The organism is Chitinophagales bacterium (assembly GCA_020635995.1).
Taxonomy (GTDB): domain Bacteria; phylum Bacteroidota; class Bacteroidia; order Chitinophagales; family UBA8649; genus JAFMKE01.
In genome coordinates this window covers 1-15728 of record JACJYS010000013.1, presented here as the reverse complement: position 1 = coordinate 15728, position 15728 = coordinate 1, and the positions used below count along the sequence as shown (strand labels likewise).

The window sequence follows — 15728 nt, the reverse complement described above, 5'->3', positions numbered from 1 at the left end:
AAATACTTACATTTGGTTTGTGCTTCTAATCACTTCGGTTTATTTTTTTCAGCATATTTTTGCAAAACTTTGCATACATCATATTACATATCAGCCATTGTGTTAAGTACTTTACTTTCTTTTTTTAATGCCAAATACTGGCAAAAACAAGGCTACAATATTGGTAGATTACTAATAATAGGCTTTATTGCTTTTTTTGCATTAAGCTTGCTTACACTTAAAATGCTCTTAGAAAATAATTTGCTATAATTCCGTTCTGTTGATATGTTTTAAATAATTAACAAAACAGAAACAAAAAAATAATATACCTTTACTCATCTATGAGTTATATAGTTTCTGCAAGAAAATACCGACCGCAAACTTTTGAAGATGTAGTAGGTCAAGAACAAATTACTACCACACTAAAAAGAAGTATAGAAAACGACCATTTAGCACAAGCATTTTTATTTTGTGGTCCTAGGGGAGTGGGCAAAACCACCTGTGCCCGTATTATGGCTAAAGCCGTTAATACCGGAAAAACCGAAAATTTAGACCAAATAGAAGAAGATTTTTCTTTCAACATATTTGAGTTAGATGCCGCTTCAAACAACAAAGTAGATGATATGCACCAGCTTATAGCACAAGTGCGTATCCCCCCACAAACAGGAAAGTTTAAGATATATATTATAGATGAGGTTCACATGCTTTCTCAAGCCGCTTTTAATGCTTTTCTTAAAACCTTAGAAGAGCCACCTCCTTATGCTATTTTTATTTTAGCTACTACCGAAAAACACAAAATACTCCCTACTATCCTATCTCGCTGTCAGATTTATGATTTTAAAAGAATTTCTGTAGCAGATATTGTAGGACATCTTAAAAATATAGCCAATCAAGAAAACATACAAGCCGAAGATAATGCACTGCACATAGTGGCAGAAAAAGCAGACGGAGCATTGCGTGATGCCTTATCTATTTTTGATAGATTAGTAAGTTTTAGTGGCAATAAACTAACTTATGAAGATGCCGTAAAAAACTTAAACGTACTTGACCACGACTATTTCTTTAAAATAACAGAACAATTATTATCGGCAGATCTGCCCAGTGCCATTCTTGAATTAGACAACATAATTTCTAATGGTTTTGAAGGCGACCAGTTTATGAGTGGCTTAAGCAATCATTTTAGAAATCTTATGGTTTGCAAAGATGAAAGAACCATAAAATTGTTGGAAGTAAGTAATGATTTAAAACAAAAATATTTTGTTCAGTCAAAAATAACACCTTTAGAATTTTTAGTGAATGCACTTAGCTTAGCCTCCGATTGTGATGTAAACTACGCACAAAGCATACATAAAAGACTTTTGGTAGAAACTACCTTAATGAAAATGGCATATTTAAGTAATGCCGTTAAAATTGAAGAAGCGAATTATACCAATAATTCTGAAAAAAAAAAGCTTGAACCAAAAGTAGAAACTAAAAGCACCACGGCAATAGCTTCAACTGATGCAAAGGAAAAAACAATTGTTGAAGCTAAACCAAATATTGAAGAGAAAAAAGCTGAAGAAACAACTACACAAGAAGAAAACCCAAAAATTGAAGTAAAAAAAGAAAATTCAGTAGGTTTTACTTTAGCAGACCTTGAAGCAGAAGTAGAAAATGAACTAAAAAATAAAACAGTAGAAAATGGAGCGGTAGATGAACTTTCCGAAGTAGCACAAGGAAATTTAGAACTCAATAATGAAAATCTACTAAAAGTTTGGGAAGATTTATTTGTGTTTTTAAGTAATGAAAATCATCAAACCTTATTACAATCTATAGACGACAAAACACCTATTATAAAAGAAGATAAAATTGTTGTTTTAGCCGATAGCAAAGTAGAAAAAACACTAATAGAAAAAGAAATTTTTATAATAAAAAAATGGTTTAAACAGCATTTTGAAAAAAATGATTATGAATTAGTTATAAAAGTTCCAAAAAATGCAGTTCCTAAAAAAATAGTATTAAACCCTAAGGATATTTTTGTAAAAATGGCAAACGAAAACGAAAACATTATTACCTTAAAAAATAATTTAGATTTAGAATTAGATATATAAAATAAGTATGAGAAAAATAATTTCAATTTTATTAATAGCATTAACATTAACTGCTAATGCTCAAGTAAAAAACACAAAAACCGAAGCAAAAAAATACACGCACAATTTTAAAACCGTACCCAACGACCCCAGCCATACTTTAATGTACACCTTAAGTAACGGTTTAAAAGTTTATTTGTCTGTCAACAAACTTGAACCACGCATACAAACACTTATAGCCGTTAAAGCCGGCTCAAAATATGACCCTGCCGAAACTACAGGCTTAGCCCATTATTTAGAGCACATGATGTTTAAAGGCACTCATCAGTTTGGCACAAAAGACTGGGATAAAGAGAAAGAAATATTAGATAAAATAGCTGCTAAATTTGAAGAACATCGCTTAGAACCCGATTCTGCTAAAAAAGTAGCACTTTATGCAGAAATAGATAAATTATCGCTTGAAGCATCTAAATATGCTATAGCTAATGAATACGATAAAATGGTGTCATCATTAGGAGCAAAAGGAACAAATGCCTACACCTCAAACGATGAAACCGTATATATTAATGATATTCCCTCTAACGAGCTTGAGAAATGGACAAAAGTGGAAGGCGAAAGATTTAAAACTTTAGTTTTAAGACTTTTTCATACCGAATTAGAAACCGTTTACGAAGAGTTTAATAGAAACCAAGACAATGACGGTCGTTGGGTTTATCAAGGCGTTTTAGAAGGTTTATTGCCTAATCATCCTTATGGCACACAATCTACCATTGGCTTAGGTGAGCATTTAAAAAATCCTTCTATGTACAATATTCACAAGTACTTTGATAAATATTATGTACCCAATAATGTAGCTGTAATTTTAAGTGGCGATTTAGACCCCGATAAAACTATAGATTTAATAGAAAAGAATTTTGGAGATTGGAAGCAAAAAGAAGTAGCACCATTTAAGCAACCCGAAAAAACGGAGCTTACTACGCCCGTTGTTAAAAACACCTACGGACCACAGCAAGAAATGCTGTACATGGGCTACAAATTTAACGGAGCCGGCACTAATGATGCTATGATGGTTAAAATGATAGACATGCTTTTGGCAAACAGTCAAGCGGGATTAATAGATATTGACCTAAACCTAAAACAAAAAGCATTAAATGCAGGCTCTTTTGTGCAATATTTAAAAGATTATACCATTCACTTTTTATATGGCGTGCCTAAGCAAAACCAAACTTTAGAAGAAGTTAAAGACCTACTTTTAGGCGAAATAGAAAAAATTAAAAAAGGCGATTTTGACGATTGGTTAGTAGAAGCCGTAGTAAACGATTTAAAACTTCAACAAACAAAATCATTAGAAAGCAACAGAGGTAGAGCATTTTTAATGTTAGATGCTTTTATTAACGATTTGCCATACAATGACGTAATTTTTGAAGTAGATGAATTAAGTAAAATCACCAAACAAGATATTATTGATTTTGCCAATAAACACTACAGCAACAACTATGTAGTTTCTTATAAAAGAATAGGCGAAAGCGACAGACACAATGTACCAAAACCAAAAATAACTGCCGTAGAAGTAGATAGAGATTCAAAATCTAAATTTTATGATGACTTTTTAGCCATGCCTTCTACTTCGCTAAAACCAAAATTTATTGATTTTAAAAAAGAAATAACATTTGATACGCTTAATCAAGTGCCATTAGCGTACGTTAAAAACAAAAATAATGAAGTCTTTAATTTATACTATTTGTACGATATAGGAAGCAATACAGATAAAGATTTAGCATTAGCCATTTCTTATTTGCCTTATTTAGGAACAGAAAAATACAGTGCCGAAGAGCTTAAAAAAGAGTTTTATCGCTATGGTTTAGAGTTTGGTGTTTATGCCGGAGAAGACCAAGTGAGAGTTTACTTAACAGGATTAGAAAGCAATTTAGAAAAAGGAATAGAACTTTTTGAGCACGTATTAAGCAGTGTAGTAGCCAATAAAGAAGTTTATTTAGAAATGATAAATGACATTGAAAAATCAAGAAACGATGCTAAGCTAAACAAAGGAACAATTTTAAGAGGCGGCTTGGCTTCTTATGCTAAATATGGAAAAATTAACGCTTTTAACGAAAAAGAAACTATAGCTGCATTAAAAGCAAAAGATGTGAATATTTTAGTAAATAAAATTAAATCGCTAAACCAATACAAACACAAAGTTTTCTATTATGGTCAGTTGCCTTTTAAAGATGTTGAAAAGATAATTGTAAAACACCACAAAAATACGAGCAATTTAAAAGATGTACCAAAAGAAAAAAAATATGCTGAGTTAGATATTAAAGAAAACCAAGTATATTTTACTCCGTACGATATGCAGCAAGTAGAATTGTATTTTATAGCTAAAGACGAATTATATAACGATAAATTATTAGCTCCTGCTACCCTATTTAACGAGTATTTTGGTTCGGGATTGTCTTCTATAGTTTTTCAAGAAATTAGAGAAAAGAAAGCATTGGCTTATGCCGCGTATTCTTATTTTAGTACGCCTAATGAAAAAGACAAAAGCCATTATACTTATGCATACGTAGGCACACAGGCAGATAAACTGAATGACGCTACAGAAGCTATGCTTAATTTAATGAATAATATGCCGGAAGCTCAAATGCAATTTAATTCGGCTAAAGAAGCGGCTATTAAAAAATTGGAAAGCGATTGGGTAACAGGAGCCGGAGTTTATTGGCAATATGCAAGTGCCCAAAAATTAGGCAGAGATTACGATATAAGAAAGCAAGTATATGAGCAAATAAAAGCAATGACTATTAATGATTTAGTGGATTTCTTTAACCATCATATTAAAGGGAAAAATTATCATATAGCGGTGATAGGAAATAAAGAACATTTAGACACCGAAAGTTTAAATAAGCTGGGTAAAGTAAATGAGTTAACTTTAGAAGAAATATTTGGTTATTAATGCCCGAAGATTTAGTACGTATTAATAAATTTTTAAGCGAAATAGGCTACTGCTCTCGTAGAGCGGCAGACAAACTAATAGAGCAAAACCGAGTAACCATAAACGGAAAAGTACCCGAAAAAGGCACTAAAATAAGTTTGCAAGATACAGTAGCCGTTGACGGAAAAATTGTTAAACAAACCAATACCGATTTTGTTTATTTAGCATTTAACAAACCCGTAGGAATAGTTTGTACTACCGATACCAAAAGAGAGAAAAACAATATTATTGATTACATCAATTACAAAGAAAGAATATTTCCCATAGGTAGATTAGATAAACCCAGCGAAGGATTGATTTTTTTAACCAATGATGGCGATATAGTTAATAAAATATTGCGTGCAAGAAACAACCACGAAAAAGAATATATAGTAACCGTAAATAAACCCATAACAACCGATTTTTTAGAAAAAATGAGTAAAGGCGTTCCTATTATAGATACCGTTACAAAACCTTGCCAAGTAGAAAAAATTAATAACAAAACCTTTAAAATAATATTAACACAAGGCTTAAACAGGCAAATACGCAGAATGTGCGAATATTTGGATTATAGAGTAGTAAAACTAAAACGAATTAGAATAATGAACATTAAACTTGATGTTCCTATTGGCAAATGGAGGTATTTTACTAAAAAAGAACTTAACGAACTCAATAAACTTACCGAAGATTCTTCAAAAACTTTTGAAAACTAACTATTTAATATTATGAGAGCCAAAAACAATCCACTTGTCATTATTATTCCCGTAGCAGTTGCTGTTATCACACATTTGTTAGTGTTTTTAGGACTTTATTTTTCTTGGTTTGGAATAACAGACGGTACAGGCGGAAATTTCTGCGAATTATCGCATGAAGGATTAATAAAACAGCCGTCCAATACGCTTTCAAACTTTGGTTTTATGCTGGCAGGTTTATTGGCTGCTTATCAAATATATAAAGGTAAATTTGATAAAAATAACAATCCGCTTACCACTACCCTTTTTTACCCTATAGTTTTAACTAGTTTAATGGTTTTACTTTCACCCGGTTCTATGGCTATGCACGGCAGCGAAACCAGTGTGGGCGGTTATTTTGATATGCTATCAATGTATTTAATAGCGGGTATTATTTTTTCTTATGCTGCTATGCGATTATTTAAACTTTCGGAGCTTACTTACGCACTTGTGTTTATAGGAACTTTAGTTGTTTGCCATATTTTTCATTATTCTACGTGGGAGCCACCTCTTGTAGGTTTTGCAGGCAGTTTTATATTTGGCGTATTCTGTATTTTAGGTGTCATATTTGAAATAATACACAAAATAAAAGATAAACCTAAAAGCGAAATTAAATGGGTTATTTATGCCAGTATTGTTTTTTCCATTGCTTTTGCTATTTGGCAAATTGGTTGGGATGAGCACCCTTGGTGCATTCCCGATGCTATAGTTCAAGCTCATGCTATATGGCACATTTTAGATGCCGTAGCTATTTATTGCTTTTTTAGACTGTATGTTTCTGAAGATAATTAATACTAACATAAAATAGATTAGACTATTTTGTGTTTTACAATGGTAAAATGCTTACACTCTATCGTAAAATAGAAAAACCCCACTCGTTGCCGAGTGAGGTTCTCTTGATGAAAAAGATTACTTTACTTTTTCCTTGGCAAAGTTTCTTTACTTACTTAATAGCTAATTTTACTACAGAGCGTTTCTCATTGTTTTTCAATTCTAAAAAGTAAATTCCTTGCTGAATATCAGCTACGTTTAGTTGCATATTATTTGCATCAAATGCTTTTACTACTTTTCCTGTTAGGTCAAATAAAACTATTGCAGTTAATGCTTCATTTACTTTTATGTTTACTATATCATTTGCAGGGTTAGGATAAACACTCAATCCGTTTAATGAAATATCTTTAATTCCCGTACCTAAATCAACTACTAAACTATTAGATGTTCCAGTACAGCCACTGTTCTCAGCTTGGCAAGTATAGGTTCCATTTTGCGTAGCCGTATAGGTTTGACTTGTAGCTCCACTTATAGCATTACCATCTAAATACCATTGGTAGTTTGTAAATACAGAACCTGCAATTAGTGTTGAATCACTTTGAGAAATGGTAAGATTAAAGTTTAAGCAAAATGAAAAAGGATTAGAATAGATACCACAGTTAAAATTGTCTGTAACTTCTACGGAATAATCGCCACTAACTGTAGGTGTATATGAAGCACTATTTGCACCTGAAATAGCATTAGTACCTAAATACCATTGGTAAGTAGTATAATCATCATTAACAGATAACACTCCATTATTTTCAGAAATTACAGGTGCTTGCATATTGCTACAAGTTATTTCATAAGCAGCAGTACCTGTACAGCCAACTATCTGAGTTCCGTCCCATAAATAATGAGCTACAGTGTATGTTCCAGGAGTAGTTGGTACAAAAATGTCATCATTAGTTCCTACTGGGTTTCCGTCAAGATACCAAGCATAAGAGTTTCCTCCATTACCCGTAGCAAACAATGTATCGTTTATTAAATCAATACTAACCGTAACAGAAGAACAATAATTTCCTACTCCTAAGGTCTTACAAAAATTGTCATCCATAGCAAGTACAAAATATTGTCCATCACCATCTGTAGGCGTTAATACATTACTTGTTTCTGCGTATTGCGTATAAGGTGGCTGACCTAAAAACCAACTATAGTTAGCATATCCGGCTGTAGCTTCTAAAGTAGTTCCTACTTGCTGTACCGTTACAGGAGCGGCTTCTTGTGTAACTTCACTATGTCCTGCATCTGCGGCAAAACCTATTGGTCTATCATTGCCATAAAAATCAGTTGAAATAGTGAGATTTTGGTTTGTATAATTAACTATATCATTACCGGGAGTAGCACAATCTATTATTCTATAATCATTAGTAGCTGTATCTACAAACATTGGGTATTCGTCATAAACATTACCGGTTATATAAGGCTGGTATGTCATTAAATCCGCATTTTGAATCGTATCTGTTCCCTTTATGACATTTGACATAAAGTAAAACTGTGTTGAAGTATCAATAGAACCACTTACCATGGAGTATTCTACTAATGTAGGTGCATCATCCCAAATAATATTACCAACTACCTCAATATTTAATTCTCCCCAACCATCATTGGTGCCGTTAATATCATTTCTACCATGCCCAATTGTACCTCCTGTATTTGGTATAATGTTATTTACAAAAGTATTGTGGTAGATCAGGTATGAATAGTCGCCCATAGAAAGAGAACCTCCATTAACATGGTTTGTTGCACAAACTATACTTGCATTTGAAGCTTTTACCTCATTATGATGAAATAGATTGTTGTATATTCTCATATAACACCAATATACTAGAGTTGAAGGTCTTGTAGAGCTTACCATACTTCTATTAGAAACATTATTGTAAAACTCATTTCCATGAAGATTAAACCAACTGTTGTAGCCTGCAGGACCTCTAAATTTTACAATAGCACCATCTTCTTCTCCATAATTGTTTCTAAAAACACAGTTAGTTATTGTCATTCCATTATTCATATTATAAATAGCAGCTCCTGCTTGATTTTGGTCTCCTCCTGTAGTAGCATTTGCATGTCCGCCTTCTATAATAAAACCATTTAGTTGAGCATCCCAACCAGAATAAACTACAGAATAAGAATTATCTGCTCTTGTTATTTCAGTTGAACTTATATTCCCATTATCATTGCCTAATAAATCTCCACTTAAAATGGTAGGATTAGCAGCAATATCTCGGTCTCCTCTGTTGGTTTCTGTTCCATTAAAGCCACCAAACATATTACTTTTTACGTTAAATGCAGCAGTTCTACTTATGCCATCTCCCGGTTTATAAGTTCCTTCTGCTACCCATATTTCGCCACCCCAGAGTACAATATCCCAATTAGCTAAAGCGGTATCTAAATTTGTAAAAGCATTTGCCCATGATGTTCCATCATTATTACCAGTAGCATCTATATCTACATACATGGTTTGGGCGTTTAAAATAATTGCTGTAAAAAGCAAAACGGTTGAAAGTAATAATTTTTTCATGTTTTTAAATTTTAAAGGTTTTAGAATTAATTTGATACCTCAAAAATCTATGAAAAGAAACATATTTTATAAAGCTAACTGCTGAATGGTGGGTTTGAGTTGCTAAAGGGTTGTGCAATAGTATTCTCCCGTGTTATATTAAATGAAGTGAAATATCTACCTTATGGTATAAGTAAAGGTTCAAAATAAGGTAGATTCCTCCCGTTGGTCGGAATGACAGCAGGGGAAGTATTACACACACTACCTCATTTATCATCCGAAGAATGAGGTATCTGCCTTACATGAGGAGCTGAACTTTCTATAAAGGTAGATTTCTCCCTACGGTAGAAATGACAGTAAGGGGAGTATTACACACACTACCTCATTTGTCATCTGAAGAATGAGGTATCTGCCTTTCATGAGGAGCTGAACTTTCTATAAAGGTAGATTCCTCCCGTTGGTCGGAATGACAACAAGAAGAGTATGGCATCACACTACCTCGTTTGTCATACCGAAGAATGAGGTATCTGCCTTATCAGCTTACATTAATTCTATTATAAGGTAGATTCCTCCCGTTGGTCGGAATGACAGCAGGGGAAGTATTACACGCACTACCTCGTTTGTCATACCGAAGAATGAGGTATCTACCTTATCAGTTTACATTAATTCCATCATAAGGTAGATTCCTCCCGTTGGTCGGAATGACAGCAGGGAGAGTATTACACACTACCTCATTTGTCATCCGAAGAATGAGGTATCTATCTTTTCTGTTTGCTGTAGTTATATTATAAGATAGATTCCTCCCGTTGGTCGGAATGACAGCAGGGGAAGTATTACACACACTACCTCATTTGTCATACCGAAGAATGAGGTATCTATCTTTTCTGCTTGCTGTAGTCATATTATAAGGTAGATTCCTCCCGTTGGTCGGAATGACAGTGAGATGAGTAATTGAATTTTACAAAAGCAGAATAATTCTTATCTTTAGTAAATGAATCAACACAACTATTTTATTTATATAACTACAAATCCTAAGAAAACAGTCTTGTATATAGGCGTTACAAATGATATAGAACGAAGACTTGATGAACATTTTCAAAATAGAGGAAATTCAAATTCTTTTGCAGGGAAATACTATTGCTATAATCTACTTTATTGGGAACAATTTTCTGATATTAATTTTGCTATAGATAGAGAAAAAGAACTAAAAAAATGGTCAAGAAAAAAGAAGGAAGCTCTTATTAATTCTAAAAATCCTTCATGGAATTTTTTGAACAAATCAATTTGGAGTTTTTAAAAAATGAAGGTAGATTTCTCCCTACGGTCGAAATGACAACAAGAAGAGTATGGTATCACACTACCTCGTTTGTCATACCGAAGCATGAGGTATCTGCCTTACATAAGGAGCTGAACTTTCTATAAAGGTAGATTCCTCCCGTTGGTCGGAATGACAGCAGGGGAAGTATTACACGCACTACCTCATTTGTCATACCGAAGAATGAGGTATCTACCTTATCAGTTTACATTAATTCCATCATAAGGTAGATTCCTCCCGTTGGTCGGAATGACAGCAGGGGAAATATTACACACACTACCTCATTTGCCATCCGAAGAATGAGGCATCTATCTTATCAGCTTACATTAATTCTATTATAAGGTAGATTCCTCCCGTTGGTCGGAATGACAGCAGGGGAAGTATTACACACAGAACATACCGAAGAATGAGGTATCTGCCTTACATGAGGAACTGAACTTTCTATACAGGTTGGGAAATCATTTTACGAGATTACCCTTTGTTTTGAAGGAGGTTTGCTAAATATATCATGCACATCATAACTTAATGTGCTTCCAACTGTAGTTTTAACAACTGGCTATAAGTTCCTTCTTCCTGTTTAATCAACTCGTTGTGTGTACCTTGCTCGGCAATTTCGCCTTTATTTATTACCAATATTTTATCTGCATTACGTACAGTGCTCAATCGGTGGGCAATTATAAAAGTTGTTCTATTCTGCATTAAATTTTCTAAAGCATCTTGGACTTGCTTTTCTGAAGAAGCATCTAAAGAGCTGGTGGCTTCATCTAAAATTAAAATATCCGGATTTTTTAAAAGTGCTCGTGCAATGGCAACACGCTGTTTTTGTCCTCCCGAAAGCTGTACGCCCCTCTCTCCTACTAAGGTTTCAAATTTATCGGGGAAATTTTGAATAAAATCATAAGCATTTGCCTGCTTTGCGGCTGCTACAACTTGCTCAAAACTTGCATTTATATTGCCATATTTTATGTTTTCTAAAATACTACCGCCAAATAAAATAACTTCTTGTGGTACTATACCTATTATTTTTCTCAAAGATTTTATTTCAAAATCATCAATATTTTGTCCATCTATTGTTATTTCCCCTTGATTTAGCTTATAAAATCTATTCAATAGCTTAACAATAGTAGATTTTCCCGAACCACTACTGCCTACTAAAGCAATTTTTTCGCCTTTTTCTACTTCAAAACTAATATTCTTTAGCACTTCCACATCTGCTCTCGTAGGGTAAGAAAATGAAACATTTTTAAATGTTATTTCGGTAGTGAAATTTATAGGTTTCACTTCGTTAGAAACAATATTTAATTCTTTATCTTCATCTAATATTTCCTTAATACGTTCTGTAGCCCCCAATGCACTTAAAAGCTCCGTATATTGGCTGCCCAAACTGGCTATAGCTCCGCCTATAACCATAGCATAAAATATAAAAGCAGTAAGTTCTTCCACCGCTATGCTTCCATTGTAAACTTGCAAACCGCCCATCCATAAAATAAAGAACAAAGCACCAAATAAACCGGTAATTATAAAGGTAAAAAACAAACCTTTAGCTCTTGCAAAACGCAAAGCAACACTTACTAAATTATTTATTTTTTCAGTATATCTGTTTAATTCAAAATATTCATTTACAAAAGCTTTTACCGCTATAAAAGATTGAAAAGTTTCATCTACTATTACGTTAGTTTCTGCTAAATAATCTTGACGTTCTTTGCTCATTTTTTTAATAACTCTACCAAAAACCACAGCTAAAATGATAACCACAGGAAAAACAGCCAGCATAACTAAAGTTAGTTTCACCGAAAAAATAAAAAGCACCACCACACCAACTATAAAAGTTATTATTTGTCTAATAAATTCTGCCAAAGTAACAGAATACGCCTGCTGTAGTTTTTCTACATCGGCAGACAGTCGGCTTACTATTTCTCCTACTCTTCTTTTCTCAAAAAATACTAAGGGTTGTGATAGCAATTTATCATAAACGTCTATTCTTATTTTAGCTAAAGCATTTTCCGTTACTACAGCAAAAAAGTTTACCCTAAAAAATGACATTATCCCCTGCGAAAGTAAAATAGCTAAGAAAACCCATATATACTGGTGTATATCAATATGAATGCCCAACTGAGGAATTAAAGTATCTCCTTTGGCGGCTTTTAACATTTGCCCAACCGTGGCGGGTATTAGCATAAAAATTAGACTTGATGCTACTAAAAAAAACATTCCCAACAAAAAATACCATTTATATGGCAGTGCATAAGCAAAAATATGCTTAGCTGCATTTAGCTGTGATTTGGTTACTTTTCTTGATTTTTTTTCTTCCGACATTAAAATATTGTACTTAAATCATGAACACCTAAATATCTTGTACCAATAAAACCTTCTGCATACGCTACTTCACATATTTGTCCCATCTCTCTACCTCTGGCTTCTACAAACTGCAAAAAAGCATTGGAACTGATAAAAGTATCCGGCTCATTAGAGTTTGGATTATAAAACTGAGATTTATATGCCAAAATGGCTTTCATCTTTTCTTCTTGTTCTTCCGAAATATCTACCACAAAATCCGGTTTTAAATATTTGGCTTGTATATAATGATATACATTTTTAGGTCGCCAAGCTTTTTGCTCAACTCCTTGAAAAGTAGTTTCTATTTTTCTCAACCCGGCATAAAATGCTGCATCTTTTGCTAATTGTGCTGCCTTGCCATGGTCGGGATGCCTATCATCCGGAGCATTTATAAGTAATACATCTGGTCGGTATTTTCTTATTGCTGTAATAATCTTTTTTTGATGGTCTGCATCATTTACAAAATATCCATCTTCCATTTGTAAATTTTCTCGTACGGCAAGTTTTAATATTTTAGCCGCATCATTTGCTTCTTGTAATCTTTGCTCCGGTGTACCTCTTGTGCCTAATTGCCCTTTAGTTAAATCTAAAACGCCAACTTTTTTACCCATTTTAGCATGTTTTAGCAATGTTCCGCTACAAGCTAATTCTATATCATCGGGGTGAGCACCAATAGCCAGTATATCTAATTTCATAGACTACAAAGCTAAGAACTTATCTATTGCTTTTCTTACTTTTTTAGCGTTAGGATTTGTTAACATCAAGTAATAATCTTGCACATTACCATTTTTATCAACTAAATACTTATGAAAATTCCAAAGTGGCGTAGAATTGAACTTGCCATTTAAGCTTTTCTTTGATAAGTATTGATACAAAGGTATTGCCGTTTCTCCTTTTACATCAACTTTGTCAAATATTTTAAAGGTAACGCCATAATTTACCGAACAAAATTCTGTTATTTCATTTCCTTTTAAAGGCTCTTGTTGCTTAAATTGATTGCAAGGGAAACCTAAAATTTCAAAATCTTTGTCTTTATAATCTTGATATAATTTTTCTAAATCGGCAAATTGTTTGGTAAATCCGCACCTTGAAGCAGTATTTACTATTAATAGTACTTTGCCTTTGTAATCGGCTAAATCTTTTTTTGTGCCGTCTATTTCGTTAACAGAAAAATTGTGAACAGAACTCAACTAAAAGATAGCTTTTAAGTTTAGAAACATTTCCATTGGTACTTTATCAGTGTTACTGTTAACTATCCATTTAGGTAAGTTACCTCCCGGGTCTGCTTGGTACTCTAACGAAACGGCTACTTTATTATCAAAAGTAGGTTCAATAACATAAGTACCACTATATAATGGCATTCTTACAAAACCCTTTTTTTGAGGTATCAAATTTGGAGCTCCATTCATTTTTACAACCGTTGCATTTCCTGTTTTAAATGTTTTTAAGTGCACTACCATATCCCTACTTGAAACCATAGGAGCACTCACAGTTGAGTAATAATAAAATTCATTGTTATTAATAGACTTCAATAATTGTGTATCATCCAATCTCGGTGTCCATTTATTGTAGTTTTTAATATCTTTAAGCACTTCCACTACTCTATCTTCAGAAGCATCAACTACCATCACCGCTTTATAAATGTTGAAGCCTGTTTTTGCATCAGGTTTGGCATATACTTTAATATTGTCTTTTTCTGCAATTAACTCCCAATCGGTAAATGCAAAAAGTTTATTTACACCTAAAAGTGCAAACAAAAACAAACTATATTTTAATACATTATATCTCATAACTACTTAATAAACAACAAAAAGCAAGCCAAAATTACACAATTTCTTGTTCAACTAAAAATCTTTCTGCTTCTAATGCAGCCATACACCCCGTACCTGCTGCTGTAACTGCCTGACGGAATAAACTATCTTGCAAATCGCCACAGGCATACACGCCTTCTACATTGGTTTCTGTAGATTTTGGCTTAGTAATTACATACCCCACTTCATCGGTTTCTAAATATTTTTTAAATACATCAGAGTTTGGTTTATGACCTATAGCCACAAAAAAGCCATGAATAGGTATTTCTTGTTTTTCGCCTGTTTTATTATTGACTATTCTTACGCCTTCCACTTCATCTTTTCCTAAAACTTCATCTGTTTCCGTATTCCAATATATTTTAATGTTTTTAGCTTTCAATACTCTTTCTTGCATTATTTTAGAAGCTCTCATTTCATCTCTTCTTATAAACATGTGTACTACATTGCACAATTTAGAGAGGTATAAGGCTTCTTCAGCTGCCGTATCTCCTGCTCCTACTATTGCCACATCTTTTCCTCTATAAAAAAAGCCATCACAAACGGCACATGCAGAAACTCCTCTGCCATTTAATCGCTGCTCAGATTCTAAACCTATCCATTTTGCCGATGCTCCTGTGGCTAATATTACTGTTTCGGCTTGCACTTGAGTTTCATCATCTACTGTTAAGGTAAAAGGTCTTTTAGAAAAATCAACATCGGTAACCATGCCATAGCGAATATCTGTACCAAATCTTTCGGCTTGAGCCTTAAACTCATTCATCATTTGCGGCCCCATAATTCCTTCTGGATAACCCGGGTAATTTTCAACGTCAGTAGTTTGCATTAACTGCCCACCCGGCTCTAAGCCCATATACATAATGGGGTTCATATTTGCTCTGGCTGCATAAATGGCTGCCGTATAACCTGCCGGCCCTGATCCTACTATAATTACATTGTGTTTTTCCATAAAAATTATTTGCTTTTGGTATTTTGAACAAAGATAAAGCAAATAAAATTCCTTTAAAGTAACATTGATATTGTTTTTATACTGTTTAGGAATATTAATAGTCCAATATCGGCTTCGCTTTAGTGTACTAAATATTTTATACACAATAAAAATTAAAATATGGCATTATCTATTTTTAATAATTATCCGTTCTTAGACAATAATATATACTTCAACATAGCAGAGGTGCACGTTTAAGTAATTTTAGCTACCGTTTGTATTC

Annotated in this window: 11 protein-coding genes; 5 read left to right on the top strand and 6 right to left on the bottom strand. The window is 33.4% G+C overall.

The features are described 5' to 3' along the window. The first annotated feature begins 320 nt into the window (after positions 1-320). From dnaX to H6578_12435, 4 genes are read left to right on the top strand one after another with little or no spacing between them, the layout of a single operon-like run. Complete coding sequence (gene dnaX / locus H6578_12450; GenBank protein MCB9227964.1) at positions 321-2069, top strand: DNA polymerase III subunit gamma/tau; 1749 nt, start codon at positions 321-323, stop codon at positions 2067-2069. Between the two features lie 7 nt (positions 2070-2076). Further along, positions 2077-4998: an insulinase family protein gene (locus H6578_12445; protein ID MCB9227963.1), complete on the top strand. Its 2922-nt coding sequence runs from the start codon at positions 2077-2079 to the stop codon at positions 4996-4998. Continuing rightward, entirely contained in the window at positions 4998-5729 is a 732-nt protein-coding gene (gene rluF, locus H6578_12440) for a 23S rRNA pseudouridine(2604) synthase RluF (GenBank protein ID MCB9227962.1), read from the top strand. The genes H6578_12445 and rluF overlap by 1 nt, the downstream gene beginning before the upstream one ends. Before the next feature lie 12 nt (positions 5730-5741). After that, positions 5742-6539 (top strand): ceramidase domain-containing protein, encoded by a 798-nt coding sequence (locus tag H6578_12435; protein MCB9227961.1) that lies wholly within the window; start codon positions 5742-5744, stop codon positions 6537-6539. 151 nt (positions 6540-6690) lie between these two features. Here H6578_12435 and H6578_12430 read toward each other — a convergent pair whose 3' ends face one another. Then, a complete protein-coding gene (locus tag H6578_12430; protein MCB9227960.1) occupies positions 6691-9078 on the bottom strand; it encodes a T9SS type A sorting domain-containing protein in 2388 nt (795 codons plus the stop codon). Between the two features lie 970 nt (positions 9079-10048). On the opposite strand from H6578_12430, the gene H6578_12425 reads away from it, so the two are divergent. Next, on the top strand, positions 10049-10354 hold the full coding sequence (locus H6578_12425) for a GIY-YIG nuclease family protein (protein ID MCB9227959.1): 306 nt from the start codon (positions 10049-10051) through the stop codon (positions 10352-10354). 540 nt (positions 10355-10894) lie between these two features. Here the strand turns inward: H6578_12425 and H6578_12420 are convergent. From H6578_12420 to trxB, 5 genes are read right to left on the bottom strand one after another with little or no spacing between them, the layout of a single operon-like run. Further along, the gene (locus H6578_12420) at positions 10895-12688 is read right to left on the bottom strand and encodes an ATP-binding cassette domain-containing protein (protein MCB9227958.1); all 1794 of its coding nucleotides are present in this window, start codon (positions 12686-12688) and stop codon (positions 10895-10897) included. Continuing rightward, positions 12688-13404 carry a bacillithiol biosynthesis deacetylase BshB1 gene (gene bshB1, locus H6578_12415; GenBank protein MCB9227957.1) on the bottom strand — a complete coding sequence of 239 codons (717 nt, stop codon included), beginning with the start codon at positions 13402-13404 and terminating at the stop codon, positions 12688-12690. The genes H6578_12420 and bshB1 overlap by 1 nt, the downstream gene beginning before the upstream one ends. 3 nt (positions 13405-13407) lie before the next feature. Next, a complete protein-coding gene (locus H6578_12410) occupies positions 13408-13899 on the bottom strand; it encodes a glutathione peroxidase (GenBank protein ID MCB9227956.1) in 492 nt (163 codons plus the stop codon). Further along, complete coding sequence (locus H6578_12405; protein MCB9227955.1) at positions 13900-14499, bottom strand: hypothetical protein; 600 nt, start codon at positions 14497-14499, stop codon at positions 13900-13902. A gap of 34 nt (positions 14500-14533) precedes the next feature. Further along, positions 14534-15466 carry a thioredoxin-disulfide reductase gene (gene trxB / locus H6578_12400; protein ID MCB9227954.1) on the bottom strand — a complete coding sequence of 311 codons (933 nt, stop codon included), beginning with the start codon at positions 15464-15466 and terminating at the stop codon, positions 14534-14536. Positions 15467-15728 lie beyond the last annotated feature (262 nt).

Excerpts from the sequence above, each read along its gene's own strand:
- bshB1 (MCB9227957.1), bottom strand. The coding sequence starts at position 13,404 with ATGAAATTAGATATACTGGCTATTGGTGCTCACCCCGATGATATAGAA.
- dnaX (MCB9227964.1), top strand. The coding sequence starts at position 321 with ATGAGTTATATAGTTTCTGCAAGAAAATACCGACCGCAAACTTTTGAA.
- H6578_12445 (MCB9227963.1), top strand. The coding sequence starts at position 2,077 with ATGAGAAAAATAATTTCAATTTTATTAATAGCATTAACATTAACTGCT.
- H6578_12425 (MCB9227959.1), top strand. The coding sequence starts at position 10,049 with ATGAATCAACACAACTATTTTATTTATATAACTACAAATCCTAAGAAA.
- rluF (MCB9227962.1), top strand. The coding sequence starts at position 4,998 with ATGCCCGAAGATTTAGTACGTATTAATAAATTTTTAAGCGAAATAGGC.
- trxB (MCB9227954.1), bottom strand. The coding sequence starts at position 15,466 with ATGGAAAAACACAATGTAATTATAGTAGGATCAGGGCCGGCAGGTTAT.
- H6578_12405 (MCB9227955.1), bottom strand. The coding sequence starts at position 14,499 with ATGAGATATAATGTATTAAAATATAGTTTGTTTTTGTTTGCACTTTTA.
- H6578_12435 (MCB9227961.1), top strand. The coding sequence starts at position 5,742 with ATGAGAGCCAAAAACAATCCACTTGTCATTATTATTCCCGTAGCAGTT.
- H6578_12420 (MCB9227958.1), bottom strand. The coding sequence starts at position 12,688 with ATGTCGGAAGAAAAAAAATCAAGAAAAGTAACCAAATCACAGCTAAAT.
- H6578_12430 (MCB9227960.1), bottom strand. The coding sequence starts at position 9,078 with ATGAAAAAATTATTACTTTCAACCGTTTTGCTTTTTACAGCAATTATT.